General features: G+C 57.8%; 22 protein-coding genes. 14 read left to right on the top strand and 8 right to left on the bottom strand.

Going from position 1 to position 25,813, the window contains the following annotated elements:
• Positions 1-38 precede the first annotated feature (38 nt).
• Both GRX64_RS16960 and GRX64_RS16955 read right to left on the bottom strand, forming a co-directional pair.
• On the bottom strand, positions 39-467 hold the full coding sequence (locus GRX64_RS16960; protein WP_166268934.1) for an SRPBCC family protein: 429 nt from the start codon (positions 465-467) through the stop codon (positions 39-41).
• Between the two features lie 136 nt (positions 468-603).
• Positions 604-1,479: an AraC family transcriptional regulator gene (locus GRX64_RS16955; protein ID WP_166268933.1), complete on the bottom strand. Its 876-nt coding sequence runs from the start codon at positions 1,477-1,479 to the stop codon at positions 604-606.
• A 149-nt stretch (positions 1,480-1,628) separates the two neighbouring features.
• Here GRX64_RS16955 and GRX64_RS16950 point away from each other — a divergent pair, with 149 nt between their 5' ends.
• The 10 genes from GRX64_RS16950 to GRX64_RS16905 all read left to right on the top strand — a co-directional run bounded on the left by GRX64_RS16950 (position 1,629) and on the right by GRX64_RS16905 (position 13,001).
• On the top strand, positions 1,629-3,119 hold the full coding sequence (locus GRX64_RS16950) for a CoA-acylating methylmalonate-semialdehyde dehydrogenase (protein WP_166268932.1): 1,491 nt from the start codon (positions 1,629-1,631) through the stop codon (positions 3,117-3,119).
• Between the two features lie 11 nt (positions 3,120-3,130).
• Complete coding sequence (locus GRX64_RS16945; RefSeq protein ID WP_166268931.1) at positions 3,131-4,297, top strand: acyl-CoA dehydrogenase family protein; 1,167 nt, start codon at positions 3,131-3,133, stop codon at positions 4,295-4,297.
• A 93-nt stretch (positions 4,298-4,390) separates the two neighbouring features.
• On the top strand, positions 4,391-5,170 hold the full coding sequence (locus GRX64_RS16940) for an enoyl-CoA hydratase (protein ID WP_166268930.1): 780 nt from the start codon (positions 4,391-4,393) through the stop codon (positions 5,168-5,170).
• Positions 5,171-5,188: 18 nt separating this feature from the next.
• Positions 5,189-6,268, top strand: a complete 1,080-nt coding sequence (locus GRX64_RS16935) for an enoyl-CoA hydratase/isomerase family protein (protein WP_166268929.1) — start codon at positions 5,189-5,191, stop codon at positions 6,266-6,268.
• Between the two features lie 55 nt (positions 6,269-6,323).
• The gene (gene mmsB / locus GRX64_RS16930) at positions 6,324-7,217 is read left to right on the top strand and encodes a 3-hydroxyisobutyrate dehydrogenase (RefSeq protein ID WP_166268928.1); all 894 of its coding nucleotides are present in this window, start codon (positions 6,324-6,326) and stop codon (positions 7,215-7,217) included.
• 259 nt (positions 7,218-7,476) lie between these two features.
• Complete coding sequence (locus GRX64_RS16925; RefSeq protein ID WP_166268927.1) at positions 7,477-8,604, top strand: AI-2E family transporter; 1,128 nt, start codon at positions 7,477-7,479, stop codon at positions 8,602-8,604.
• An 89-nt stretch (positions 8,605-8,693) separates the two neighbouring features.
• Positions 8,694-9,803: an alcohol dehydrogenase family protein gene (locus tag GRX64_RS16920; RefSeq protein ID WP_166268926.1), complete on the top strand. Its 1,110-nt coding sequence runs from the start codon at positions 8,694-8,696 to the stop codon at positions 9,801-9,803.
• Positions 9,790-10,842, top strand: a complete 1,053-nt coding sequence (locus tag GRX64_RS16915) for a proline racemase family protein (RefSeq protein WP_166268925.1) — start codon at positions 9,790-9,792, stop codon at positions 10,840-10,842. Before GRX64_RS16920 ends, GRX64_RS16915 begins: the two co-directional genes overlap by 14 nt.
• 512 nt (positions 10,843-11,354) lie before the next feature.
• Positions 11,355-11,798: a cyanase gene (cynS, locus tag GRX64_RS16910; RefSeq protein ID WP_166268924.1), complete on the top strand. Its 444-nt coding sequence runs from the start codon at positions 11,355-11,357 to the stop codon at positions 11,796-11,798.
• A gap of 480 nt (positions 11,799-12,278) precedes the next feature.
• The gene (locus GRX64_RS16905) at positions 12,279-13,001 is read left to right on the top strand and encodes a substrate-binding periplasmic protein (protein ID WP_427901672.1); all 723 of its coding nucleotides are present in this window, start codon (positions 12,279-12,281) and stop codon (positions 12,999-13,001) included.
• A gap of 21 nt (positions 13,002-13,022) precedes the next feature.
• Here the strand turns inward: GRX64_RS16905 and GRX64_RS16900 are convergent, their stop codons facing one another.
• A complete protein-coding gene (locus tag GRX64_RS16900) occupies positions 13,023-13,301 on the bottom strand; it encodes an ACT domain-containing protein (protein WP_235937733.1) in 279 nt (92 codons plus the stop codon).
• On the bottom strand, positions 13,298-15,025 hold the full coding sequence (gene ilvG, locus GRX64_RS16895) for an acetolactate synthase 2 catalytic subunit (protein WP_166268922.1): 1,728 nt from the start codon (positions 15,023-15,025) through the stop codon (positions 13,298-13,300). Before ilvG ends, GRX64_RS16900 begins: the two co-directional genes overlap by 4 nt.
• Before the next feature lie 465 nt (positions 15,026-15,490).
• Here ilvG and GRX64_RS16890 point away from each other — a divergent pair, with 465 nt between their 5' ends.
• Together GRX64_RS16890 and GRX64_RS16885 are read left to right on the top strand one after the other, a co-directional pair.
• Positions 15,491-16,030 (top strand): hypothetical protein, encoded by a 540-nt coding sequence (locus GRX64_RS16890; RefSeq protein ID WP_166268921.1) that lies wholly within the window; start codon positions 15,491-15,493, stop codon positions 16,028-16,030.
• Positions 16,031-16,135: 105 nt separating this feature from the next.
• Positions 16,136-16,681: a lipocalin family protein gene (locus GRX64_RS16885; protein ID WP_166268920.1), complete on the top strand. Its 546-nt coding sequence runs from the start codon at positions 16,136-16,138 to the stop codon at positions 16,679-16,681.
• A gap of 33 nt (positions 16,682-16,714) precedes the next feature.
• Here the strand turns inward: GRX64_RS16885 and GRX64_RS16880 are convergent, their stop codons facing one another.
• Positions 16,715-18,277 carry a long-chain-fatty-acid--CoA ligase gene (locus GRX64_RS16880; RefSeq protein ID WP_166268919.1) on the bottom strand — a complete coding sequence of 521 codons (1,563 nt, stop codon included), beginning with the start codon at positions 18,275-18,277 and terminating at the stop codon, positions 16,715-16,717.
• A gap of 321 nt (positions 18,278-18,598) precedes the next feature.
• Here GRX64_RS16880 and GRX64_RS16875 point away from each other — a divergent pair, with 321 nt between their 5' ends.
• On the top strand, positions 18,599-19,549 hold the full coding sequence (locus tag GRX64_RS16875; protein WP_166268918.1) for a CAP domain-containing protein: 951 nt from the start codon (positions 18,599-18,601) through the stop codon (positions 19,547-19,549).
• Here the strand turns inward: GRX64_RS16875 and GRX64_RS16870 are convergent, their stop codons facing one another.
• From GRX64_RS16870 to GRX64_RS16860, 3 genes are all read right to left on the bottom strand, one after another.
• On the bottom strand, positions 19,550-20,848 hold the full coding sequence (locus GRX64_RS16870) for a nitrate regulatory protein (RefSeq protein WP_166268917.1): 1,299 nt from the start codon (positions 20,846-20,848) through the stop codon (positions 19,550-19,552).
• A gap of 725 nt (positions 20,849-21,573) precedes the next feature.
• The gene (locus tag GRX64_RS16865; RefSeq protein WP_166268916.1) at positions 21,574-23,445 is read right to left on the bottom strand and encodes a sensor domain-containing phosphodiesterase; all 1,872 of its coding nucleotides are present in this window, start codon (positions 23,443-23,445) and stop codon (positions 21,574-21,576) included.
• Between the two features lie 144 nt (positions 23,446-23,589).
• Positions 23,590-25,011, bottom strand: coding sequence for an amidase (locus GRX64_RS16860; protein ID WP_166268915.1), 1,422 nt, complete (start codon positions 25,009-25,011; stop codon positions 23,590-23,592).
• Positions 25,012-25,162: 151 nt separating this feature from the next.
• On the opposite strand from GRX64_RS16860, the gene GRX64_RS16855 reads away from it, so the two are divergent.
• A complete protein-coding gene (locus tag GRX64_RS16855; RefSeq protein ID WP_166268914.1) occupies positions 25,163-25,804 on the top strand; it encodes a methyltransferase family protein in 642 nt (213 codons plus the stop codon).
• Positions 25,805-25,813 lie beyond the last annotated feature (9 nt).

Raw genomic sequence — 25,813 nt, 5'->3', positions numbered from 1 at the left:
CCTTGAGGGTTCCTTGAGTTGAAAATATCCTTCCTTGCTCAGGCCAGTTTCGGGACCCGTCGAATGCCTTTGCGAATGCCATTTTCCAGTGCCGCGTGGATGAGTTTGCCGGTGAACGGAATGATATCCTCAAACGTGATGGTGTATCTCACCTGGGTCTGGCCATCCGCCGTGTCGGCAAACCGAATGCGGCCCATGTGATTTCGAAGTGGGCTGAGACTGGTAATGGTGTATTCAATCAATGAATCCGGATCGAACCCGATGACGGTCTCTTCCAGGCCAATGGGTCCAATGCCGATCTTGCGAACAGACCCGATGCCATTGGGGTCGGCCTGATCGCTGTCCTTGATGCGCTTTACTGGTGCGCCGAGTAATTCACCAAACCGCTTGTGGTCGGCAAACAAAGCAAAGACCTTCTCTCTTGGAATCGAAAAAGTATCTTCAATTTCAATAATATACGTTGCCATAGTGTTGCCTTGTATTACTGTATTCGAATGACCCGATACCTGACAGACTATCCGGTTATGGGATCCAGCAAAAGATGCAGTGCCTGCTGTCATCGGTTTTGGCCTGCACGGCGTCCGTCCCGTGCAGGCCTTCAGATCAATGCCGGCTGGTGTGCCGGTAATCCGTCGGGGACTGGCCCATCACTTTCTTGAACAACCGGGAAAAATAATAGTTGTCGTCATAGCCGAGCCGTGCGCTGATCTGGGTAAACGAAAGCTCGGTGGTATCCATTATCTGGCAGGCCTGTTCCACCTTGAGGTGAAGGAAATGCTGGATCGGGGAGACCCCGGTCAAGGCCCGGTAGCGGGTCGCAAAGTGGGCGGCGGACAGGCCCGCGAGATCGGCCAGTTGAGCCAGGCTGAGCCGCTCATCCAGATGTTCACGCATAAAGCTGTGAATGGTTTCCAGGTCCAGTTGTTGGGCATGGGGCTGGGCGTCGGCGCTGAGTGGAATGGCCGCCAGCAACTGACGCAGGCGATTCGCCACATGGACCAGCCCTGGAGTCCGAAACCCCGTCTGCCGCACCGAGAGTAGCCCGTTGAAGTCGACCAGCAGGCGGGCCTGGCGGCCCAGGTGGCGTTTCCGGATATCGTCGCTGAACCCCATGTGTTGTCGAAAGTCGGCGGCCAGCGGACCGGCGTAGTGCACCCAGTGGATGGTCCAGGGGTTTTCGGGTGCGGCGGTGTAGCGGTGGGCGGCGCCGGCGGGCAGCAACAGCAGGTCACCGGCGCGCACCACGCAGGGTTCGTCTTCAACGCTCAGGTACGCCTGACCCTCCGTGCAGTAAATCAAAAGATCGTCGTTATGGTGCTCCCGGTGCATATGGTGTCCAGCGGCTTTCCGGTAATGGCCAAAAGCCAGGGGGTACAGATCCCGGGTCAGTGGATGTCGGGATAACACCCTGATAACAGGGGCTGGAATGACATAGCGGATGCTGTCGGCGGGTACTGGCCATTGCGATGTTTGTGCCATCAGGTCGAACCATTGCGTGCGGAGTTATCGAAATATAGTCCATCAAGCTCGAAATTTAGTCAATCATGAAAGCGCCCGCAGCTGTGCTAGCATCAAGGGATAGGTAAATGCCGTGTCCCGAATACCACAACAATCACAAGGACCTCATCATGAAAAATGTTCCGCTCTATCTCGGTGGTGAATTCGTTCAGAGCCAGACGCAAGACTGGATCGATGTCACCAATCCGGCCACCAATGAAGTCATTGCCCGCGTTCCCTGTACCACTGACGATGAAATGCGCCGGGCGATTGATCACGCCGGTGAAGTCTTTAAAAGCTGGAAAGAAGTGCCGGTTTCCGAGCGTGCCCGCGTAATGATGCGCTACCAGGGCCTGCTGAAGGAACACCACGATGAAATTGCCGAAATCCTGTCCCAGGAAACCGGTAAGACCTTTGAGGACGCCAAGGGCGATGTATGGCGAGGCATCGAAGTGGTTGAGCACGCCGCCAATGTGCCTTCCCTGATGATGGGCGAAACCGTTGAGAACGTGGCCCGTGAAATCGATACCTATTCCTATATCCAGCCGCTGGGCGTATGCGCGGGCATCACCCCGTTTAACTTCCCGGCGATGATACCGCTGTGGATGTTCCCCTTGGCCATTGCCTGCGGTAACACGTTTATCCTCAAACCGTCCGAGCAGGATCCGTTAACGCCCATGCGCCTGGCCGAGCTGTTTGAAGAAGCCGGTGCGCCCAAAGGCGTATTGCAGGTCGTTCACGGCGGCAAGGACCAGGTCGATGTGCTGTTGACGGACCCGGCAATTAAGGCCGTGTCGTTTGTCGGTTCAGTGCCGGTGGGGCGCTACATTTATGAAACCGGCACGCGCAACATGAAACGGGTGCAGAGTTTTGCCGGTGCCAAGAACCACATGGTGGTTCTGCCCGATGCAGACAAACAGCAGGTAATCAATGCCCTGGTAGGTGCCTCGGTAGGCGCGGCCGGTCAGCGGTGTATGGCTATCTCCGTGGCGGTCTTCGTCGGTGAAGCCCAGGATTGGATTCCAGACGTGAAACAGGCGCTGGCGGATGTACGTCCCGGCGCGTGGAATGACAAGGGCGCAAGCTACGGCCCGGTGATCAGCCCGCAAGCCAAGGCCCGGATTGAGAACCTGATTGGCCAGGGCGAAGCCGAAGGCGCTACTTTGCTGCTGGATGGACGGGGCTGCACCGTTACCGATCTGCCCGATGGCAACTGGGTCGGACCGACGCTGTTTTCCGGGGTTAAGCCGGACATGGCGATTTACAAGGAAGAAGTTTTCGGCCCCGTGTTGGCCTGTATGGAAGTCGATACCCTGGGTGACGCCATTGATCTGGTGAACAACAGCCCCTACGGCAACGGCACCTCGCTGTTCACCAATTCCGGTGGCGCTGCCCGTCGTTATCAGCACGAAATCGAAGTGGGTCAGGTCGGTATCAATATTCCGATTCCGGTTCCACTGCCGTTCTTCTCCTTCACGGGGTGGAAAGGCTCGTTTTACGGCGACCAGCACGCTTATGGCAAGCAGGCCGTGCGCTTTTACACCGAAACCAAAACCATCACTGCCCGTTGGTTCAGCAGCGATGCCAGCACGGAAACCAATTTCTCTATCCGCATGCGCTAACGGGTGCCGCCATGAATTTCGACCTGACGGAAGATCAGCAGGCGTTTCGGGAAGCGGCACGTGCCTTCGCTGAAAAAGCGATGGCACCGCATGCGGCGGCCTGGGATCGCGACCATCACTTCCCGGTGGAGGTGATTCGCGAGGCCGGTGAGATGGGGTTCTGTGGCCTCTACACCCCTGAAACTGAAGGTGGGATGGGGCTGTCCCGTCTCGACACCTCGGTGATTGTGGAAGAGTTGGCCGCAGCCTGCCCCTCAACGGCGGCCTACATCACCATTCACAACATGGCGACCTGGATGGTCGCCATGTTTGGCAGCGAGACGGTGAAGCAGACGGTCGCGCCCCGAATGGCCAGCGGTGAGTGGCTGGGGTCGTACTGTCTGACCGAGCCCGGAGCGGGGTCGGATGCCGGCAGTTTGCGCACCCGTGCGGTCCTTGAGGGTGACAATTACATCCTGAATGGCAGCAAGGTGTTCATTTCCGGCGCCGGCAGCACCCAAATGCTGGTGGTGATGGCGCGGACAGGCGCACCGGATAGCGGCGTTAAGGGCATCACTGCACTGGTGGTGCCAGCTGACAGCGAAGGCATTCATTACGGTAAATCGGAAGAGAAAATGGGCTGGAACAGTCAGCCGACCCGTCAGATCACCTTTGATAATGTGCGCGTGTCGGCCGACAACCGGCTCGGCTCAGAGGGTGAGGGCTTTAAAATTGCCATGAAGGGGTTGGACGGCGGCCGTCTGAACATCGCCACCTGTTCCTTGGGTGGCGCTCAAGCGGCACTGCTGCGAGCCCGCAATTACCTCCATGAGCGCGAGCAGTTTGGCCAGGCCCTGGCAGGCTTTCAGGCATTGCAGTTCAAACTGGCTGACATGGCGACCAACCTGGTGGCAGCTCGGCAGATGGTGCGCCTGGGTGCGTTCAAGCTCGATCAGGGCGATACCGAAGCCACTTTGCATTGCGCCATGGCCAAACGGTTTGCCACCGATGCCTGCTTTGATGTTGCCAATGACGCGCTTCAGCTTCACGGCGGTTATGGCTATATCCGGGAATATCCGCTGGAGCGCTACCTTCGCGATTTGCGAGTGCACCAGATTCTGGAAGGCACCAATGAAATCATGCGCCTGATTGTTGCCCGCCGGCTGCTGGAGCCCGGGGTAGCGGAGGCGACGCAATAGCCGCCACTGTACGCGCAGGCAACGACGATCCGTCGAGAAGCCAATAGTACGGGCCAGGCATAACGTGCCCCAAACAACTAAGAGAGACCTCACATGAGTTCACTGATTCAGTTGGAAAAACGCGAACATACGGCGATTGTTACCATCAACAACCCGCCGGCCAATACCTGGACCAAAGCCTCACTGGACGCGCTGGAAGCGACCATCGCTGACCTGAACGCCGATAAAAACATCTACGCCCTGGTGCTTACCGGGCAGGGCGAAAAGTTCTTCTCGGCCGGGGCGGACTTGAAAACCTTTGCCGATGGCGATGTTGGCAACGCCAGTGAGATGGCGATGGCATTTGGTCGGGCGTTTGATGCCTTGAGCCAGTTCCGGGGCGTGTCCATCGCGGCCATCAATGGCTATGCCATGGGCGGCGGCCTGGAATGTGCGTTGGCCTGTGATTTGCGCATCGCCGAGGAGCATGCACAGATGGCACTGCCGGAAGCTAAAGTCGGCTTGCTGCCCTGCGCCGGCGGCACCCAAAACCTGCCCTGGCTGGTGGGCGAGGGCTGGGCTAAACGGATGATACTGTGTGGTGAGCGGATCAAGGCTGACCGGGCAGAGCGCATTGGCTTGGTGGAAGAAGTCGTGCCCGCCGGAGAGGCGCTGGAAAAAGCACTGGCCTTGGCGGCTTTGGCGAGCCAGCAAAGCCCGTCCTCTGTGGCCCGCTGCAAAACCCTGGTGATGAGCGCTCGCGACGGTCGCAGCCACCGTGACGGCTGGCGCATGGAGCGTGAACTGTTTGTCGAACTGTTCAGCACCGAAGATCAGCGGGAAGGTGTGAACGCGTTTCTGGAAAAGCGCGCGCCCGAATGGAAAAACCGATAACGACAGCGGATCTGAGCTATGACCAATCAACCTGTATTTTTTGAAGAAATCGCCACGGCCGACGGCTGCCTGCTTGGGGTTGCCCGGTTGCAGGTGCCGCGCGCCATGAATGCGCTGTCGCTGGAAATGATCAAACTGCTGGAGCGTCAACTGGCGCTGTGGGCGGACAACGAGGCGGTGGTCGCGGTCTGGCTGGAAGGCGATGGCGATAAAGCCTTCTGCGCCGGAGGCGATGTGGTGGCGCTGTATCGCGACATGACCGAACCCCGGCCCGACCACCGTTCGGCCAGCGAAGGTGAGACCTTCTTTACCCTCGAATACGAACTGGATCAGATGATTCACAACTACGCCAAGCCACTGATCGTGTGGGGTAACGGCATCGTGATGGGTGGCGGTATGGGGCTCATGGTTGGAGCCTCCCACCGGGTGGTGACGGAGCGTTCGCGCCTGGCAATGCCAGAGGTCACCATTGGGTTGTACCCGGACGTTGGCGCGGGTTGGTTTCTGAACCGGATGCCAGGGCGCACCGGTCTGTTCCTGGGGTTGACGGGCGCGCACATAAAAGCCGCCGACGCTCTGTTCGTTGGGCTGGCGGACCGATTTATCTGTCATGAGCGCAAGATGGACGTACTGCAAGCACTGCAGCAGGCCCACTTGAGTGATGCGCCCCATGCCGGAGTAAACAAGGTTTTGCGTCAATTTGAGTCGCAGTCTCGAGAAGCGCTGCCGGACTCTGAGGTACGTAACCACTTTGATGACATTCAGGCATTAACCGATGCCGACACACTGGTGGAGGTCGTCTCGAACCTGAAGCAGGCGAGTGACGGGGATGCCTGGCTGGCAAAAGCCGTTGCGTCGCTGGCATCGGCCTCGCCGACGTCATTGGCGATTCTTTGGCAACACCTGCAAAGCACCCGGCACGACAGTTTGAGCGAGGTGTTTGCCAAGGAGCTGTCATTGTCCATTCGTTGTTTGAAAAAAGGTGAGTTTGCCGAAGGCATTCGGGCGCTGCTGATCGATAAGGATCGCAACCCACGATGGCACTGTCCGTCACTGGAGGACGTGTCTCCCGCCTGGATGGATGAATTTTTTACGTAAGCCGGTGGCGCGCTCCATCACTACAAAGACAAGAATCACAACAAGGAGAAGTATCATGGCGAATATTGCGTTTATCGGTCTGGGCAACATGGGCGGTCCCATGGCGTCGAATCTGATTCGGACGGGCCACAGCCTGACCGTCTTCGATTTGTCAGAAGCGGCGGTCAACACCCTGGTGAGTGAAGGCGCAAAAAGCGCGGCCACCGTGCAGGAGGCGGCTCAAAATGCAGACTGCGTGATCACCATGCTACCAGCAGGCCAGCACGTGGAGACTGTGTACCTGGGGGAGAATGGTCTGTTAGCGGATTTGTCCAGTGACACCTTGGTGATTGACTCGTCTACCATTGCTCCGGAAACCGCCCGCAAAGTCGCAGAGGCGGCCACCGAACGTCAGATTACCTTTATGGATGCGCCGGTCTCCGGTGGTGTCGGTGGCGCCAAAGCGGGCACCTTGACCTTTATCTGCGGTGGCGAGGCCGAGGGGTTTAAACAGGCCAAACCCATCCTTGAGGGCATGGGCAAGAATATTTTCCACGCAGGACCTCACGGTGCGGGTCAAGTCGCCAAGATCTGCAATAACATGCTGCTGGCGATATTGATGAGTGGCACCAGCGAGGCGCTGGCGCTGGGCGTTAAAAATGGTCTGGACCCCTCCGTGCTGTCGGAGATCATGAAACAGAGCTCGGGTGGTAACTGGGCACTGAACGTCTACAATCCATGGCCGGGTGTGATGGAGGGAGTGCCTGCGTCCCGTGATTATGAGGGCGGTTTCCTGGTCAACCTGATGAACAAGGACCTTGGCCTGGCATTAGACAACGCGGTGAAAAACCATGCGGCCGTGCCCATGGGTGCACTGGCCCGCAATCTGTTTGAACTCCACGCCAGTCAGGGCAGTGGCGCCCTGGACTTCTCCAGCATCCAGCGCTTTTACTATCATGAGCCAAGCTGACCACAGGCAGGGCTGAACACGGACGGCTTGTGCTTCCACAAAGCAGACAGGGAGTTAGGGAACCTCTGGGAGTTAGGGAACTTCTGCATGGGTCGATTGACGATTCCGGCTGCCACCGCAGCCGGAGTCAAGTCGAGACTTCGCCGGAAGGCTGGTTGCGTTACAAGAAAGCGCAACGCAGGCCCCGGTTGTCAGGGGCCACCCCTCAAGGCTTGCAGAAGCTCAATAGACTTATTCAGAGATCCCTTAGACAACACCAATGGACGAACAGCCGCCCGTAAACTCGCAAGAGCACAACCCCCCGGAATCCTCCGACGAGTCGCGTCGGATCTGGGTTTCCTCCGACATTGCCACACCCCTGTACGGCTTGTTCACCCTGGGCGTGCTTTACACCCTCTATGTTGCGCACGAGATTGTGCTGCCGATCATTCTGGCGGTGCTGACCAGTCTGTTGTTATCCCCGTTGGTCAAAAAGGCGTACCGCCATTGGCGGATCCCAAGAATGGTAACAGCGCTGGTGCTGATTCTTGTGCTGGTGGCAGGCATGGCCGGTCTGGGTTGGGCGGTTGCCCAGCCTGCCCTGGAATGGGCGGAAAGAGCGCCGGAAGGCATCTCAAGACTGCTGGTGGGTGGCAGGGAAATCAAGGACAAGATCAGCAAGGTGCAGAGGTCGGCGTCGGAAGTTGAGAAGTCGATGGAGGCGCTGGCAGATGAAGGTGCCAGCGTTGAAAACAATACGGTGGTGCTGAAAACGGATTCCTGGCGCAGCAAACTGGCTACCAAGACCCAGAACGGTCTCGCGGGTCTGGCGCTGGCGTTGGCTCTGACGTACTTCTTGCTGGTCAGTGGCGACCGTCTGATTCAAAACCTGGTTCGGCAAATGCCCCGGGGCGAGCGCAGGGCCATGCTTCACATCGTGCGGGATTCGCAACAGGAAATTGCCCGGTATCTGGCGGTGATTGGCATCAGCAACTCACTGGTGGGCATCGCTACGGGTGTCTTGGCCTGGGCCATTGGCCTTCCATCACCGGTGGTTTGGGGATTGCTCGCAGGGCTGACCCGGTTTGTGCCGTACCTGGGGGTGATCGTCACCATTGTGCTGCTGGCGGTGGTGTCCGCCACCAGCCTGGACGTGGTCTGGAAGATGGCGGTTGCGCCCCTGGGCTACCTGGCACTGACATCGTTGGTCGGCTTCTTCATAGAACCCCACATTCATGGTTTTCGAATGGCCATCAACCCGGTGGTTATCTTTATCTCCATTTTCTTTTGGGGTTGGCTCTGGGGGCCGGTGGGCGTATTGCTGGCGGTGCCATTGATGACGGTCATTCAGGTCGTGTTAAAGCAGATACCGCGCCTGCGTCCGGTTTATAAAGTCATTGCGCGATAAATTCACCAGACCTCCTGACGCCGCCTGAAAAATGGCCTACTCTATTTGGAGAACCCCTAGGTATACCGGTTTCCAGATAGGAGGTCGCTATGATTCCCCGTATCATGAAAGCGGTTCAGCTCATCGGACACGGTGGCCTGGATAAGCTGGTTTACCGACACGACGTGCCCGTGCCCCAGCCGGAAACAGGTGAAGTGCTGATTGAAGTCAGCGCGTGCGGAATGAACAACACCGATGTCTGGGTCCGCGAAGGCGCCTATGGCAGTGACACCGATCCCGACGCCGTCAGCACCTGGCGGCGAGGGCGTTCGACCCTGACGTTTCCGCGCATACAGGGCACCGACACCGTCGGCAACATCGTTGCCGTGGGGCAGGGCGTGCCGGAAGCAAGGATCGGCGAACGGGTCATCGTCGATTTCAGCATTTACAACCGTCCCGAGGGTGATGACAGCCTGGCGGACATTGATTACATCGGCCACGGGCGGGACGGCGGATACGCCGAGTATACCGTTGTGCCCTCCGCCAATGCCCATACCGTTAAAACCGACATGACCGACGCCGAGCTGGCGACCTTTTCCTGCGCTTACCTGACGGGGGAGCACATGCTCGACCGGGCCAGGCTGTCGGCGGGCGATCGCATCCTGGTTACGGGTGCTTCCGGCGGTGTGGGTTCCGCCATAATTCAGCTCGCCCGGGCCCGTGGGGCGATTCCATATGCCGTCACAACGCGGGAAAAATCCGACGCTATGAAAGCCATTGGCGCCGAGGCCACGGTGCTCCGGGGCGAAGGCGATCTGGTGGAGCAGGTTGAAACTGTGACCGATGGTCAGCCGATCGATGTTGTGGCTGACCTGGTTGCCGGCGATATGTTCAATGACCTGTTGCGCATTCTCAAACCCGAAGGACGTTACACCACGGCGGGCGCCATCGGAGGGCCGGTGGTTCAGCTTGACCTGCGAACCCTGTACCTGAAGCAGCAGGAGTTGCATGGCTCCTCCCAAGGCACGCGAAAGGCCTTTCGGCGGCTGCTGAGCTACATTGAGGCGGGCAAGATCCGATCGTTACTGGATCGCACCTATAAGCTTTCCGATTTTCACGCAGCCCAAACCGCTTTTATGGCCAAGACCTACATCGGCAAGCTGGTGGTGGTGCCGGACAGCAAGTGGGAGCAATTTGGGGCGCGTTATGCCAAGTCCTGACGACCGCGTTCGTTCGGTGCAATTGGTGGACATGCAATCCGGTGGCGACGTCAGCCGCATCGTGACGGGTGGCGTCGGGCACTTGCCCGGTGGGTCGGTGCTCGAGCAGATGCGCTACATTCAGGCACACGGGGACGGCTTCCGACGCTGGTTGCTCAACGAGCCCTACGGCGACCCCTTCATGTCCATTGACTTACTGGTGCCGCCGGGCAACCCCAAAGCACAGGCCGGCTACATCATCATGGAAGCCATGGGCTACCCGCTTTACTCGGGGTCCAACACCATTTGTACCGCCACCGCCATTCTGCAATCCGGTTTGGTGCCCATGGTGGAGGGCGAACAGGAATTGGTGCTGGAATCACCCGCCGGGCTTGTCTACATTACCGCGCAAAACCACAACGACCGGGTGCAATCCATCACGACTCGCAGTGAACCGGCGTTTGTCTCGGAAGCCGGCCGGGTGGTGACAGTGCCAGGTTTCGGCGAGGTAGCCTTTGATCTGGTCTGGAGTGGGGCCTACTTTGCCATGGTGGAAGCCAGCACCCTCGGGTTCGGTCTGGTGGCGGACGAGATGCCCGCGTTGGCGGTGTTTGGCCGGGCCTTTGTGGAGGCGGCGCGACCGTCTGTGACCCGGGAGCACCCATTGCTCGGGGAGGTCGGGCCATTGCCCTTTATTCACCTCATGGGGCCGGTGGGAACCGTCGCCAATGGCGGCTTCAGGTCCCGCTCGGCCACTTACGTTCATCCCGGTGTTATATGCCGAAGCCCAACCGGCACCGGCACCACGGCTCGCCTGGCGCTGATGTACGAGCGCGGTGAAATCAAGGATGGCCAGTGGATTGAAACCATCTCACCCCGAGGCAGTTCATTCATTGGCACCGTGCTGGGGGCGGCCCAGGTAGGGTCTTATCCGGCCATGAGCAGCGAGATTACGGGCAAAGCCTGGACCCTCGCCAGATCGGAGGTGCTGTTGGATCTGGATGACCCCATGGTGGACTGCTCAGACCTGGAAGGGGTGCTGAGTGTGCGCAAGCCCTGACTGCGCCCGAAACTGATGGCGCACGCCGTCCTCCCCACCGATGTGTTCACAGGATCACTGGCCTGCAGTATCCAGTGAGTTGCGGGCGCCCGACGAATAGCCCCTCTGGAGGGTGGGTATCGATCCCCAGCCTTCCGTCGTTCCCTGCTGACAGACGCATAAATCAGCGAAGTATCAAGGCGCATGAAATCTACGAAAAATCGTAGAAAATAATGCCAAATATCGTAATTAACGAAGTTTCGTAGCGATTCATGATTCGCGTGGTGTCGGTATCGCCCTGAAACATAGGGCAAAAAAACTATTCGAGTAATGGCACAAAACCTGCGTTGGGTAATAAGCAATCGCGCAACGTGACGCGCCCCACCGGGCCTGTTGTGGTTGGCGATACCTTATCCGCACGGTTTCGGTGCGAAGGTGACCGGCAAAAGGGCCAATGCCAACAGGGTGATCCCGTCACCGGTGACTGAACTTGATCTACACCACAACCTACGACCACCAGAGAGATGCAAACCATGATGAACAAAGAGCTGATGACTGCAAAAATTCTCGAAGCAAAAGTCACTCAGGGGATGACCTGGGAAGCGTTGGCCGCCGCACTGGGTATGTCGCCCGTCTGGACCACGTCGGCTTGCCTTGGAATGAACAGCATGCCGGAAGACACCGCATTCACGCTGTGTGAAACCCTGGGCCTTGATAAGTCCGTGGCGGAAGCCTTGCAGGTATGCCCGCACAAAGCGTGGGACAAAGCCATTCCGCAAGACCCGCTGGTGTATCGCATCTACGAAGTCATGGGTGTGTACGGTGACACCATTAAGGAGTTGATCCACGAAAAGTTCGGCGATGGCATCATGAGCGCGATCGATTTTTCCATGAGCGTGGACAAGGAGGAAAACCCAAAAGGGGACCGTGTCGTCGTGACGATGAACGGTAAGTTCCTGCCTTATAAAGCCTGGTAATAAGACTGGCTGGCACGGTTGGCACCCCACTTTCGAAACGGAAGCCAGGGTGCCAGCACGTGGATTGGTGTCTTTACTGTCCCGGCTGGGCGCTGTTCTTTAGCATCCCCAATGCCGTTCACCTTCCTTCCCCTCGTCCGGCCCCGGACACAGTGTGTGACTGTCATTTCCGGCAACGAGTGTACCTGTGATAACACTTGCAAAAACATCCACAAGCGCTAGCCTAAACTGACATTGGTTTGAGATTGCATCGACCGCAGATAGGTCGACCAATTGCCACTAGTGGCCCGACTGGCTAATTGCTTAGGCTACGGCGAGCTTCTGAGCGCGCTGGGCAAGGTGTTGTCATTGTCATTGAACCCCCCCGTCATCACGCCAACGGATCAGACGCCAAAATCTCTCTACTAACAACGAGGAATGGTAATGCACCCCAAGCAAGGCTCCAAAGCAACCCGACGCTCCAGCGTGTGGCTCAAACCGATGTTGGCGTTATGGATGATGGTCGCCTCGCCATGGGCGATTGCGGACGATCGGTTGTACATCTTTACCGAGAACTATCCGCCGTATAATGCGTCCACCACCGGACAAAACTTCGCCCACGACAAAGAAGACATTACCGGGATCTGTACCGATATGGTTAAGGCCATGATGGCCAATCTGGACTACGACTACGTGATGAAGATGCGGGCCTGGAGCCGTTCATACGATTGGGTGCAGGGGCGTGAAAACCATGCTCTGTTCTGCACCGCCCGGACTGAGGAACGTGAAAGTGCTTTTCAATGGGTCGGGCCGCTGGCATCAATCAAGTGGACCTTGTTTGCTGCGCCCGATTCCGATATCACTCTGGACAATCTGGCTGACGCCAAACAGTATCAAATCGCCGGCTACAAAGGCGACGTGATGTCCGATTACCTGGTCAGTGAAGGGTTTGACGTCACCATGAGCGTATCGGGTGAACAGAATCCCCGCCGACTGATACTGGGCCAGGCCGACTTGTGGGTCACCGATGGCTTGGTGGGCCCGCTAGTGGCGAAAGAAACCCACGACATAACCGGACTGAAACCGGTGCTGGTTTTCCGGGAAACGCCCATGTACCTGGCCGTAAGCGTTCAGACCGACCCGGCCGTGGTGGCAGACCTGCAGCGGGGGCTGGATAAAGCCCACGCCGATGGCGAAATCGACCGTATCGTGAGCCAGAATTAATGGCTTGATCCCGGGCACCGGTCAGGCTGTTTGCCGGGCCGGTGCCTGCTGCCCGGCCAGTGTCAGGGTCAGCACACTGTGAAGCTTTTCGATTTGTGAACACAGCATGCTGACAGGCCGATCCCCCGTCAGTTGCAGCGTGATTGCCAGCACCTCGCCCTCGTTCACCACCTGCATCTGATCAATCCTGAAGCCTCGAATACGGATCACCTGACACACCCGCTCCAGCGCCGCTGGCTCCGCCTGCATCCGGCACGCCAGCTGGTGACACGTTGATGATTGTGTGGTTGTTGGGCTCATGCAATGCGTTCCTTGATGGGGTGATTGTTGGTTCTATAAGACTCGTCGAGCATCTCGATGTTGCTGGCGCCTGGCTTGACGATGGGCCATACATTGTCCTCCCGGGCAATGGCGACGTGCAGGACAATCGCTTTGTTGTATGCCAGCAAGGTTCCGATGCCGCGCTGGATCTGATCGACCCGATGAATCGATAAGGCGGGGATGTCAAAGGCCCGTGCCAGAGCAACGAAATCCGGGTTGTCGTCCAGGTTGATCTCACTTTCCCGATTGCCGTAGAACAGCTCCTGTTGCTGGCGGACCATGCCCAGACACTGGTTATCAAGAATGATCAGTTTGACCGGCAGCTTGTAGCGGCGAATCGTCGCCAGCTCCTGGGCGTTCATCATGAAGGAGCCGTCTCCGGTGACGTTGATGACGGTCTGGCCGGGACGCGCAAACTGTGCGCCAATGGCGGCCGGAAGCCCAAAGCCCATGGTGCCGAGCCCACCGCTGGACAGATGATGACGGGGGTGGCCGAACTCGTAGTGTTGGGCAATCCACATCTGATGTTGGCCCACATCGCAGGCGATGATGGCGTCATCCGGGGTCAGCCGGGACAGCTCACGAACAAACGCGGTACCGGTAATCGGGGCATGGGGTTCGTCATTCTGGGCCGCGTGAAATCCCTGGGTGATAAACCCGTTCCGGCACTGCTGGCGCCAGGGTTCTATCCTCAGGGGAGAGGCCTCCAGCGCCTCCGACAAGCTGTCCAGCGTAGCGTTCAGTTCACAGGGCAGGGCGATGTCCGCTGTTTTAAGTTTGCCCAGTTCCGCCGCATCGGCGTCCAGATGAATCAGCCGTGCATGAGGGGCAAATGTCTGTAACTGGCCGGTCGCTCGATCGTCCAGGCGCGCGCCAATCACCAGCAGCACATCGCATTGGTCGACGGCTTTGTTTGCGGCACGAGAACCGTGCATCCCGAGCATGCCAAGATAATCAGGGTTTGCCAGACCCGGATTGCCAATGCCCTTCAGGGTCACAACATTCGGTAGGCCGGACACTGCCGCAAAACGGCGGAAGGCGTCCTCGGCGCTGGCCAGACTGACGCCGCCGCCACTGTACAGCAGCGGTTTGTTTGCCTGGCGCAACAGGGCCAATGCGGCCGATACGTCCGGTGAGGTCTTTGGCGCAGCCGGCGGTGTCAGGGTCGGGCCTGGAGCCGGCAGTTCGGTGAGTAAAATGTCTTTCGGAATATCGAGCCATACCGGGCCAGGACGACCGGACTGGGCCAGGGACAGGGCGTCGTCCAGAATCTGAGGCAGCTCTTCCGCCGACGTCACCAGATAACTGTGTTTGACAATGCCCAACGCCATGCCAAGAACGTCGGTTTCCTGAAACGCGTCGGTACCTATTAGCGTGGTCGGTACCTGACCGGTGATGACCAGCAGCGGAATTGAGTCCCGGTGGGCATTGGCCACACCGGTAATCAGGTTGGTGGCGCCGGGCCCCGAGGTGGCAATGCAGACACCGATACGGCCGCTGGCGCGGGCGTAGCCGTCCGCGGCCAGGGCGCAACCTTGCTCGTGGCGGCACAGTACATGCTGAATATTACCCGCTGCCTCTCGCGCCATGTCACGGGCAGCCAGTGCATCGTACAGTGGCATGATGCAGCCGCCGGGATAGCCAAACACTGTGTCGATGCCATTGCGCTGGAGCGTTTCCAGGATGTGGTGTGCCGCGTTCATGCTCTTTTTCCCTATGCAAAAAAAGCCCCCGGGACCTTGTCGGTGCCGGGGGCTTGGGTGTTCGTTCTGGATGGTGTTTGCTAACTCATCCGCTCGTCCACGCGCCAGCCCCCGGGTGGCATAATCACCACCAGAACGAGCATCACGACGACAAGCATGGAACGAATCATTGTAATTTAAGTCTCTATCAAAAGAATCTGGTCAAAACTTAACCCAGAGCTTTGGGCCGGATCAACCTTTTTATTCAGTTTTTCGAATTGTGGGCACCCAATCAGGGCATGGATGTCTCCGCGCGACCTGTGGCGTTGCTCTTCAGTCAGCAGTCAGGCCTGTTGCAGGATACGGCTGCGGTGAGCGGAACACGGTCATCGGAATACGGTCTTATCCGATCGCAGCCGGATACCCGTCCGGGGTTATAATAAAAATGTCGTCCATTCACTCTGCTCAAGCAGCGGGAGGTTGGTCATGAAGCGACTTTTCTATCTGGTTGACTCTATCGACAGTGTGCAGGACATTTCCGATGACCTGCATGAAAAAGGCATCACTAACTGGCGGTTTCACATCGTCAGTAAAGACGACGCAGGGCTTTATACTCATAGGCTCCACGGCGCCAGTGTATTGGATCGAACCGACCTGGTCCGGTTTGTCGAACGGGGTATGATGATCGGTGCTCTGTTCGGTCTTGCCGTTGTGGTGCCCCTGGCCGTGTTCAGTTCCCTGCCTTTGCCCACCATCGCCTGGTTCGCCATGTTTGTATTCCTGGTGGTTGCAGGTGGCTGGCTCGGAGGATTTGGTGGTATCTCCTCGGAAAATTATCGGATCAGACGGTTTCATCGTGATATTGACGACGGTAAGTATCTGGTGATGGTGGATACGCCGAAGGCTCATGTTGAAGAGATGAAAATGCTGATGGCGAAAAACCATCCGGAAGCCACGCTCCAGGGCGAGTCTTCCAGCTTCAACAACCCCTTTGCCATTAAAGGCGGCAAATTCCACCGAGCCTGAAGTGTCGGGCGGTTGTGAATCGTCCCGGGCATTGGTTCCGGACAGGTGGGGTGTTCAGCGTGTCTTGAATTCCCATTTGGTCGTTGATTGCCTATAGTCGGTGCCATGAAACTTCTTACATCCGTCATCGTGGTATTGCTGTTAACGTCCTGTGTCCGTGTGCCAGATGGAGTGCAGCCGGTCAGAGGGTTTGAGGCCGAGAAATACCTTGGAAAATGGTACGAGATTGCTCGCCTGGACCATTCCTTCGAAGCGGGGCTCAGCCAGGTGACAGCGGAATATTCACGCCGTGACGACGGCGGACTTCGGGTCATTAATCGCGGGTATTCCGAGGAAGATCAGGCGTGGTCTGAAGCGGAGGGGCGGGCATACTTTGTAGATTCAAGTGACGTAGGTTACCTGAAGGTGTCTTTTTTCGGTCCTTTTTACGGTGCTTATGTGGTCTTCGGTCTTGACCAGAACGGGTATGAGTACGCCTTCGTCTCGGGACCGGACACATCTTATTTGTGGTTGCTGGCCCGCGCCCCGGAGGTCAGCGAGACGGTGATGGCCGAATTTCTGGACCGGACCCGGACGCTGGGCTTTGATACCGACGCATTGATTTATGTCGATCACAAAAAACAGTCTGCAGGAGGGAAAACGACGCCGTAAGAACCCTCGGTCCAAACGGCGCATGGCGGGGAGTCAGTTAACGGACCGGTCGTGACCCTCCCAGTAGGGCTTGCGCAAATCCACCTTGCGCAGCTTGCCCGCCCCGGTCATGGGGAAGGGCTCTTCCCGGAACTCGACACTTTGAGGGCATTTATAGCCGGCAATCAGGCCGTGGCAAAACTCAATGATGGCTGCTTCTGTGGCGGTCTGATCCGGCATCAGCCTGACGATGGCGTGTACCGCCTCACCCCATTGTTCGCTGGGGATGCCAACCACCACCGCTTCGTTAACAGCCGCGTGCTGGGATAGAGCACTTTCCACTTCCGCCGAGAAAACATTTTCGCCGCCGGTGACGATCATGTCTTTGACGCGATCCACCAGGAACAGAAAACCATCCTCGTCCAGATAGCCGGCGTCGCCTGTCATCACCCAGCCATCGACCAGGGCCTGGGCGGTCTGTTCAGGTTTGTTCCAGTAACCGAGCATGCAGTTGGGGCCACGCATGGCGATTTCGCCTATGCCCCCTGTGGCCAGCGCCTGCCCATCGGCGCCGACAATTTTCACATCCAGGATGTATCCGGGTATCCCGGCCGAACGGGTTTTGCCAGCCATAGGGCCGTCAAAGACGTGGTATTCCGGCGCCAGGATAGACCCCATGGGGGCCAGCTCCGTCTGGCCGTATGCCTGATAAAATTCTACGTCCGGTAGCTGGGCCAGCGCCTTGCGCAGGGTGCCTTCTGGCATGGGAGAGGCACCGTACACAATTTTGCGCAAGGTGCGGATGTCGGCGTTGGCGAAGGCATTTTGTTCCAACATCATGGCAACCATGGTAGGCACCAGCAATGTGTCCGTTACGCCATAGGTTTCAATCGCCCTGGCGGTCGCATCGGGTGAGAATGCCGGAATGAATACATGGGTTGCGGCGGTAATGACACTGGCAAACGACATCGCCGCGTCAGCAACATGAAACATCGGAGCGGCGTGCAGGTAGCGGGCCGGGTAATGATTAAAGCGCAGCGACCCCACCGCAACAAGGCTGCTGCTGTAAAAGTTGGTGTGTGAAATCATGACACCTTTAGGAAAACCCGTGGTACCACCGGTGTACATGATGGCAAACAGGTCGTCGCAGCCCCGCATGGCGTCTTCAGCGGGCATTGCGGCTGCCAGTATGGATTCGTAGTTCAGCATTCCGGCTGGGGTCTCTTCTTCACCGATGTAAATGAACTGGGTGACCGGACTCTCCTGTGCCTGTATCGCCTGGGCAACACCTACAAATGTGTCATCGACCAGCAGCGTGGTGGTCCCGGAATCTCTCAGCGAATACAGGTTCTCGGTTACCGACCAACGAATATTCAGTGGCACCAGGACGGCCCCGGCAAAGGGCACTGCGAAGAACGTTTCGAAATAGCGGTCGGAGTTCAGCGACAGGATCGCGACCCGGTCCCCGGTGTTCACGCCCTGTGCGTGCAGTGCCCCGGCCAGTTTTGATACCCGGGCGTACAGTTCGGTATAGCTTTGCGTTCGATCACCACAAAGGGTGGCTTCGCGGCGGGGCGCAACAAGTGCGGCGCGACGTAAGGCTTGAGTGCAATACATGAACCTTCCTCTCACGGTTGTTGTTGGATACGACGGTCGTTCTGTTTAAAGGCGTAGCGGTAAGTATTGTCGAAACTCGCGAAGATGCACAATTCTGTCGAGATAGCGGGCTTTGCCGAAATAGGAACCCGATGAAATTACGGCTTGGATCCACCGGTGACAATGATCAATTGGACCTCTCCGAATGGCCAAATACCCGAGGTGGCATGCTCGCAGTCTGATGGCTTGATTACGGTTGCGCAAGATATCCCGGCCAGCAAGGACAGCCAACACAGTGGGGGTTAAAATCAGATTAATAGGGCAGGCAAAAGGGTGTTCAGGGTGTACACGGGATCAGCGACAAACCTGAGTATGGTGATACTCGCCACCACGCTCGTCACTGTGTGGGCACTGGTGGCCGGTTGCAGGATTCAGGCGACCAGTGACGACGGGCTGATTGTCAGAATTGGCGAACCCAAAGAGCCGGAAGAGGATCACCCGCTGCCGGCGGAAACCGTTTCGGATCTGCAGGTGGTAGACCACCGCCCGGTGGCCGGCTCGGTCAACCAGTCTCTGGTGGGCACGGTCTCGGTGCGGTTCAATCAGGCGTTGATGCCATCGACGGTGAATCCCGACAACGTGCGACTGATGTTGGCCAACGCCCCCGTGTCTGTGACGTTGAGCCACGATCCTGACGGCCATACCCTGACGCTGACACCGGCGGTGGCTTTGCAGCCTCGTAAAACCTATGCCGTGCAACTGACCCACGGACTGATGTCGCAGGAGGGAGAAGCCTACGGAGGTGTTGCCTGGACATTCGACACGGCGGGGCCAATCGGCGTCACCACCCAGGCGACCATTGAGCAATGCATGTCGGCAACGGATCTGGCCATGCTGGTGGCGGTCAATAATGCCCGCTCCGAGGCCCGGCAATGTGGCGCAATGACGAAACCCGCCGCCCCGAATCTGAGTTATCGTTGTGAGCTGGACGCTGCTGCCCAGCGTCACGCCAACGATATGGCCGCGATCGATTTCGTCAGTCACACCTCAAGCGACGGCTCTACGCTGGCGATGCGCATCAGTGACGCGAACTATGCCTGGCAGTCGGTGGGTGAAAATGTCGCGGCCGGATCGCCAACCGTCGCGGCTGTGATGACGGGTTGGCTGCAAAGTGCTGGCCACTGCGACAATGTGATGAACAGCGGTTATACCCATTTTGGTCAGGGCCGGGCCACGTCACCACAATCGACCTTTGGCGTGTACTGGGCTCAAAACTTCGCGTCACCGCGCTGATCAGGCCAGTACATCCGCCATCGCAACAATGCTTCGCGCCACGTCAGGTAGTTTTTTACCCTGGTTCATGGCCAGCTTGCGAAGCAGTTTGTGCGCTTCGTCATTGGAAATCTGACGATGGTTCATCAATAGCAGCACCGCTTTCTCTTGTGTTTTCCGATCTTCCAGTGCTTCTTTGGCGGCGCACAACTCGTCACTCATTTGTTGCAGTCGCTGCGCCTGTTGCTGTACCAGGTCAAAAATAGAGCGACCAAAACGTTGGCTGACCCCATCGCTTTGTACCGTATCGGCGTGCGGATCGTTTGGTTGGGTACCACACAGAACCAGCATGGGTTCGGGCGCCCGGTCGTGCTGATCCAGGGATTCAATCAGGCTTTCCTGGTGGGTCAGCGAGTTTTTGGCATCGGTGAACTTCTCGATGCAGCGTTTGCGAAAGTGGGCCTCCAGGCTGTCCTCAACGGTCTTGAGTTCGTCCATTCGGTCAGACATCAGTTCGAACCACTGGTCGGCGAGTGAGGTATCAAGATCTTTATAGCGCCCGATGGAGCAGCCCAGTTGGCGTAATCGCTCCACTTCGCCCTCGCGACGGCTGGCAGTGGCCTGCAGCCAGAGCGCCTTGGAATCCGGATCGGCAAAATTGGCAAAGACCTCAAAACAACGTTCCTGCGCCTCAATAAGGTGCGCCATGCGCTGTGACAGTGCAGTGTCAAACCGGCCCCTTGAAAAACCGGCCGAGCCGACAGCGCGTTCCTGGCCTGCCAGTTCCTTGCCGTGCATAAGGTTGTACATGGCAACCAGAATTCCGGCAATGGCTGGGTCAACTGCATTGTCTGCGGCCTCGAACACAACCGCGAGCAGCATCTGTATGGTCTCGCTGTAAGCGGCAATGGCGGTTTGCGACGTCATGTCCAATGCCTGGATTCTGTGACGCAAGTCATCCAGGCCCGAGAGACCATGAAGGGCACAGGCGATCAGGTTAAGCAGGCGACTACTGCCAGGGTTTTCAGTGAGTTCCTGATGAATATCGTTGAGCGCCTGCTCGAAATTGGATCGCTCGCGATCCGCTGTCTCGATTTGCTCAAGGCGTTGGTTCGCGAATCGTTTGCCATCGGAACCAAGGAAAATGTTGGAGGCCCCGCGTTCCCGTTGCAGGGCATGAATCAGGTTGCTGATGCACAGTACCAAGCGTCCCATTTGCAGAAAGTAAGCCAGATTCTGGAGCTCACATTTTTTTGAGGCAATGAGATAGTCTGCCGCTTTAGGCCGCGGCATTGGCGTTGGATTGGATTTCGCGTGCATGGTGCAGACTCCTGAGTCCGGGATCACTTCGATGAGACAATCAAGACGCTGCAAAGATTGCGCCAGCGGTATCCAGAAGAGACTCAGGGTGTTGTCAGGCTAACGACTGGGATGCGGCAGCGGGTATTGGGGTGAAGCAATTTGAGTGAAGCAAATTAGGAGAAACAACAGTGGTCACCTCAAATGATAATGGTTATCATTAACGTCAATTGGCGAGGTATGTTTGGGGTCACTCAGGGAGCGATTATGTCAACGACGACTGAAATTCACGAAGGCATCAAGCTGGCAGGCATCGCAATGGCCGTTGTTTTCACGCTGGCCATTGTGGGGCTGCTAGGGACCGTGTAGAGCCCCCTGGAGATGCCCCGCACCGCAGTTCAGCAGCGCTTCCAGCAGGCCTTTCCCGCGCATGAGCCCTGTCAGCCTTCAAGGCGCGTGACCCGCTCGGCCTACTCCGTGTCATTAGCGGAGCCGCGGGAACGGCGACCGAATCCGGTGTTGCCGCTGGGGCAAGATTAAAAGGGGCAGGGCGTCCGGGGCGCCACCACCATTACGTTCGTGCATCCGGTCGATCAGGTACCGCCGAGGGTTCAAGTCCCGTTGGAGGCGAGTTTTCGGGAGGTGCTGTCTCTGTTCCCATCTTACACGGGCGCAGGCATGTAAAAGGCTGGTCTCAGGTTTTCAGTGCTCGCTGCCTGACCACGGATACGCGGCCCAGCCGCTGTCTAGCGTTGATCGCGGAAGTCAGAACTCGTGTTGGCAAGAAAGCGTGCCGCCAGAGCTTCGAAGGGCACCGGCTTACTGTAGAGATATCCCTGCAGGTACTCGCAGCCTTGAGCTTTCAGCCACTGCTCCTGGTGTTGTGTTTCGACGCCCTCCGCGACGATGGACAACCCAAGCCCCCGTGCCAACCCGATGATTGACAGTGTAATGGCACAGTCGTCCTCTTCATTGGGAATGTCCATGACGAAGGATCGGTCTATTTTCAGCATCGAAAACGGCAGGTGTTTTAGCCGGGACAACGACGAATAGCCCGTGCCAAAATCATCAATTGCTAACTCTGAACCGCCGCGGACCAAGCGCTCCAAAGTTGCTTGCAGGGTTCGTGGGTCTCCCTGCATGGAATCCTCGGTGACTTCAAAATGCAGGCTGCTTTGGGGAATGCGAGAGTCCTTGCAGACCTGGCTGACCAGTGCTGGCAAGTCCGGGTCCAGAACCTGTTCGGCGGCCAGATTAATACTGACGGGGGGCATCATGAGCTGACGTTCCATGGCGGTCTTGCGGTCGCGACACACGCGGCGCAGCACGCACTCGCCCAATTGGTACATCAGGCCAGCACCACGCGCAACATCCAGAAACTCAATAGGGGCCAGCATACCGCGTTCCGGGTGGTTCCAGCGCACCAGGGCTTCGGCGTTCACCATGGACTGATCAGCAGCGCTGAAAATCGGTTGGTAGAACACATCAAGTGAATCGTTTCGAAGCGCCGCCCGCAGTTCGCGCTCAAGCGCAAAGCGGGAGCGGGCAGTGGTCTGTATCGAGGTATCAAACTGGCGCGCCTGGGACAAACCCTGAGTCTTGGCGAAATACATCGCCGCCTCGGCACTGCGGAGCAGCGTTTCCGGATCATTGCCGTCGCCGGGGTAACGGCAGATGCCCAGGCTGGCGCTCATGGCCAAGGTCTGGTCGCCACTTGTAATCGGCAAGGCAATGTTGGCGAGAATTCTGCGGCTGGCGGCGGCCAAGGCTTCCTCTGAAGTGTACTTACGCACAATCATTGCGAACTCATCGCCACCAATCCGGGCCAGTTGGTCTTTGCCGGGGATAGTGATCTTGGCCAAGCGATTGCCGGTTTCCGCAATAACCTGGTCACCCACTTTGGGGCCGAGGCCATCGTTGATGGCCTTCAGCCGGTCGAGATCCACCCAGATCATGGCAAAAGACCCGGTGCCACTGCGGTTGATTTTTCGAATCAGGTAATCGACACGATCCTGAAGCGATTGCAGGTTTGATAGACCGGTCAGGGCATCGTGGTGGGTAAGGTAATCCAGCTTCTGTTTGGATTTCACCCAGGCTTCGTGGGTATTGATCAGACTGATCGTATCCGCGATCGCAGACACGAAAGAGATTTCTGGCAAGGTCCAGGTGCGTTCAGTGCGATTTTCCAGACAGAGTACGCCACCCAGGTGGCCGCAATCGAATATGGGGGCATCAAGCATTGAAACAATGCCATTGGGCTTCAGGTATTGATCTGAAAACGAGTGGGTGCGCTGATCGTTTTGAGCGTCTGGCGCTTCAATGATCCTGGCGCTGGCGAGTGCTTCAAAATAGTGCGGGTGGTGCTCGCGTTCGAGCAGCAAATCGGGTGATTCTGTTGCTGGATTGGCCGCCTTGCTGTCGGTGAGCCGCTCGTTGATCAGTGTCTGGCCATCGGGACTCAACTTCCAGACGCCAACGCGGTCCACGCCCAGAAGTTCGCAACACAACCGGGTCAGGGCTGAGAGCTTGTTCTCACGGTGATCATTGGTGAAGTCCTGACTGTGGCTCATGTTCATCAGGGCTTCGTGGAAGTCGATGAAGACCTTGTTGTCAGACATTAGCGCCGACCGATTGCAGGTAAAGATCACCAATAATGGCAAGTGAAGGCAAGGCTGTCCAACACTCTGATCACATTAGTGACAACGTGTACGGGTTGCCAACGAGCCTGTCCCGTGTACATGAGGCTCTCACTGCCTTCATTCTCAGGCCGTAATTTTGCGCCACGGCGCCGCCTGTTCCAGCTCGAAGGCCAGTTCCAGAAGCGTGCGTTCGCGCCCATGGTTCGCCATCAGCTGAACCCCGATCGGAAGGTTGTTGCGTGAGGTGCCCATCGGCAGCGAGATCGCCGGCGCACCCGTGGCATTGGCCAGGGGTGTGAAACAGGCGTAATGCGTCAGGCGGTCAAACAGCGTGTCAAAATCCACCGTCGGGCAAAGAAACCCGATTTCAGGCGTGGTGTGACCCAGAACCGGCATCAATACCGCATCATAACCGGCCATGGCATGGGCATAATCGTGGTAGGAACGACGCAGGCGCCACAATGCTGCCGGAAGGTGAACCACCCGGCGCTTGAACCGGCGGTCCAGTCCCAGAGTCAAACCATCCACCTGATGCTTGCTGAAGCTGGTATCCATGGTTCTGTTACCGGTGGTCCGCACCGCAAATGCCAGCATGCTCCAGTACAAGGCAAAATCGTCGGGAAAGCTGTCGGCAACTGGCATTGGCATGGCCTCAAGATGATGACCCAGATCTGCCAGGCGCAGCGCCGTGTTTTCCACCGAAACACGTGTCTCAGCATCGGTTTTGTGACCGTTGACGGAATCCAAAATCACGCCGATTTTCATGCACCGGGCGGCGGGTGCTGTCACGCTGCCGATGGCTGGCAGTCTTTTGGTTTGGTAGTGGTGTTCAGCGGCGGCGAAAAAATTGGCGGTATCGCGCACACTGCGGGTAAGCACGCCCTCGACAATCACGTTGATGGGCAGGGATTTGGCGGCATGGCCGTCGACCAGGCGCCCCCGGCTGGGCTTCAGGCCGATCAAACCGCAGCACGCGGCCGGAATGCGGATGGACCCACCACCGTCGTTGGCATGGGCCATTGGTACCACCCCCGCAGCCACCAGTGCGGCCGCTCCACCGGACGACGCACCGGCAGAATAGTCCGGATTCCAGGGGTTGCGGGTTGGCTGGTCGTGTTCGTATTCGGTGGTGGCGTTGAACCCGAATTCGGGCAGTTTGCTTTTGCCGAGACAGACAAATCCTTGCGCCATGAACTGCTGCATAAATTTACAGCTGGTGCGGGCCGGGCGACCATGAATCGCCCCGGAGCCATGGCCCGTGGGGAGACCGGTAATGTCGGTGTTGTCTTTGATAAAGGTGGGTACGCCGGCAAAGCAGCGGTCTGGCAGGGGCGGTTTCTGCTGCCTGGCAGAGGCAAAGTCCGATGTTGCGATAGCATGGATCAACGGTTCCATCGCCTCCGCCCGGGCTATCGCCGCAGCCGTCACCTCGTCAATGCTCAACTCGCCACGTCGGAGTTGTTCCGCAAGTGCGGTGGCATCATGATCCGCGAGTGCGTCGTCTGAGAATGCGTGCAATGATTTCGGGGTCTGTTGCGCGGTCATGGCCTATCCGGAATTGAAGCGTTTCCGTACTCTAGCCCAAACCAAAACAGGACGGAATGTGCTATCGGGAGACCGCCCGCCGCCTTGTTCGCGATGGCATGGGAAGGGTAAGCTTCAATTTCCTTTTTAAGGCGCAAGGAACGCTAAGGCCATGAGTTCAGTCGATGTGTTCACCCGGCATTTTCTGGCTGTCTATTTTTTACTGATTGGTCTGCATTACACCAGCCGGAGCCTGGGCCTATACGAACGCTTGCGGTTCTCGCATATTCACTATGGCCGGCGTGGGTCTGCCACCTGGTGGCATCGGCACCTCTTCAACGTGTTCCGCGCGGCTATCCTGGGTATCTGTTGGGTGCGCGTCGGCTTCGATATCGACCCCTATCTCGGTGTTTTCTCAACCCTCTACCATCCGGTCGTGTTAGTGGCCGGCACCGTGTTGCTGCTGGTGTCTTTTTTCCTGATCGATTTCGTGCAGGCCTACATGCATCAGGACTGGCGTTCAGGCATTGATTACGAACGTCGCACAGGGCTGATCAGGGGCGGCCCGTTTCACCTCAGTCGCAACCCGCTTTTTTGCGCCATCATGCTGGGGCAACTGGGGTTTTTTTTGGCCCTGCCCAGCGTGTTTTCGTTGGTCTGCCTGATCACGGGCTGCGTTGTCATCGTGCGACAAGCCCGCGCCGAAGAGCAGGCGTTGGAAGCGATCCACGGTGATGCCTACCGTCACTACGCCAAGGCCGTGCCAAGATGGTTCCGCCTGCGGTCGTGCTGGCCATCGAGACAGGTGAATTAATGCGCATCT

The sequence above is a fragment of the Marinobacter caseinilyticus genome, from assembly GCF_011074955.1.
In the GTDB taxonomy this organism is placed as follows: Bacteria; Pseudomonadota; Gammaproteobacteria; order Pseudomonadales; family Oleiphilaceae; genus Marinobacter; species Marinobacter caseinilyticus.
Note: the sequence above shows the minus strand (reverse complement) of the source record. Positions and strands in the feature narration are given on the sequence as shown.

Bases quoted from the DNA above. Each gene is read 5' to 3' on its own strand.
- GRX64_RS16915 (WP_166268925.1), top strand. From the start codon at position 9,790: ATGCCAAGTCCTGACGACCGCGTTCGTTCGGTGCAATTGGTGGACATG.
- GRX64_RS16860 (WP_166268915.1), bottom strand. From the start codon at position 25,011: ATGACCGCGCAACAGACCCCGAAATCATTGCACGCATTCTCAGACGAC.
- GRX64_RS16885 (WP_166268920.1), top strand. From the start codon at position 16,136: ATGAAACTTCTTACATCCGTCATCGTGGTATTGCTGTTAACGTCCTGT.
- GRX64_RS16870 (WP_166268917.1), bottom strand. From the start codon at position 20,848: ATGCACGCGAAATCCAATCCAACGCCAATGCCGCGGCCTAAAGCGGCA.
- mmsB (WP_166268928.1), top strand. From the start codon at position 6,324: ATGGCGAATATTGCGTTTATCGGTCTGGGCAACATGGGCGGTCCCATG.
- GRX64_RS16945 (WP_166268931.1), top strand. From the start codon at position 3,131: ATGAATTTCGACCTGACGGAAGATCAGCAGGCGTTTCGGGAAGCGGCA.
- GRX64_RS16925 (WP_166268927.1), top strand. From the start codon at position 7,477: ATGGACGAACAGCCGCCCGTAAACTCGCAAGAGCACAACCCCCCGGAA.
- GRX64_RS16900 (WP_235937733.1), bottom strand. From the start codon at position 13,301: ATGAGCCCAACAACCACACAATCATCAACGTGTCACCAGCTGGCGTGC.
- GRX64_RS16890 (WP_166268921.1), top strand. From the start codon at position 15,491: ATGAAGCGACTTTTCTATCTGGTTGACTCTATCGACAGTGTGCAGGAC.
- ilvG (WP_166268922.1), bottom strand. From the start codon at position 15,025: ATGAACGCGGCACACCACATCCTGGAAACGCTCCAGCGCAATGGCATC.
- GRX64_RS16950 (WP_166268932.1), top strand. From the start codon at position 1,629: ATGAAAAATGTTCCGCTCTATCTCGGTGGTGAATTCGTTCAGAGCCAG.
- GRX64_RS16935 (WP_166268929.1), top strand. From the start codon at position 5,189: ATGACCAATCAACCTGTATTTTTTGAAGAAATCGCCACGGCCGACGGC.
- GRX64_RS16905 (WP_427901672.1), top strand. From the start codon at position 12,279: ATGTTGGCGTTATGGATGATGGTCGCCTCGCCATGGGCGATTGCGGAC.
- GRX64_RS16880 (WP_166268919.1), bottom strand. From the start codon at position 18,277: ATGTATTGCACTCAAGCCTTACGTCGCGCCGCACTTGTTGCGCCCCGC.
- GRX64_RS16960 (WP_166268934.1), bottom strand. From the start codon at position 467: ATGGCAACGTATATTATTGAAATTGAAGATACTTTTTCGATTCCAAGA.
- GRX64_RS16955 (WP_166268933.1), bottom strand. From the start codon at position 1,479: ATGGCACAAACATCGCAATGGCCAGTACCCGCCGACAGCATCCGCTAT.
- cynS (WP_166268924.1), top strand. From the start codon at position 11,355: ATGATGAACAAAGAGCTGATGACTGCAAAAATTCTCGAAGCAAAAGTC.
- GRX64_RS16855 (WP_166268914.1), top strand. From the start codon at position 25,163: ATGAGTTCAGTCGATGTGTTCACCCGGCATTTTCTGGCTGTCTATTTT.
- GRX64_RS16865 (WP_166268916.1), bottom strand. From the start codon at position 23,445: ATGTCTGACAACAAGGTCTTCATCGACTTCCACGAAGCCCTGATGAAC.
- GRX64_RS16920 (WP_166268926.1), top strand. From the start codon at position 8,694: ATGATTCCCCGTATCATGAAAGCGGTTCAGCTCATCGGACACGGTGGC.
- GRX64_RS16940 (WP_166268930.1), top strand. From the start codon at position 4,391: ATGAGTTCACTGATTCAGTTGGAAAAACGCGAACATACGGCGATTGTT.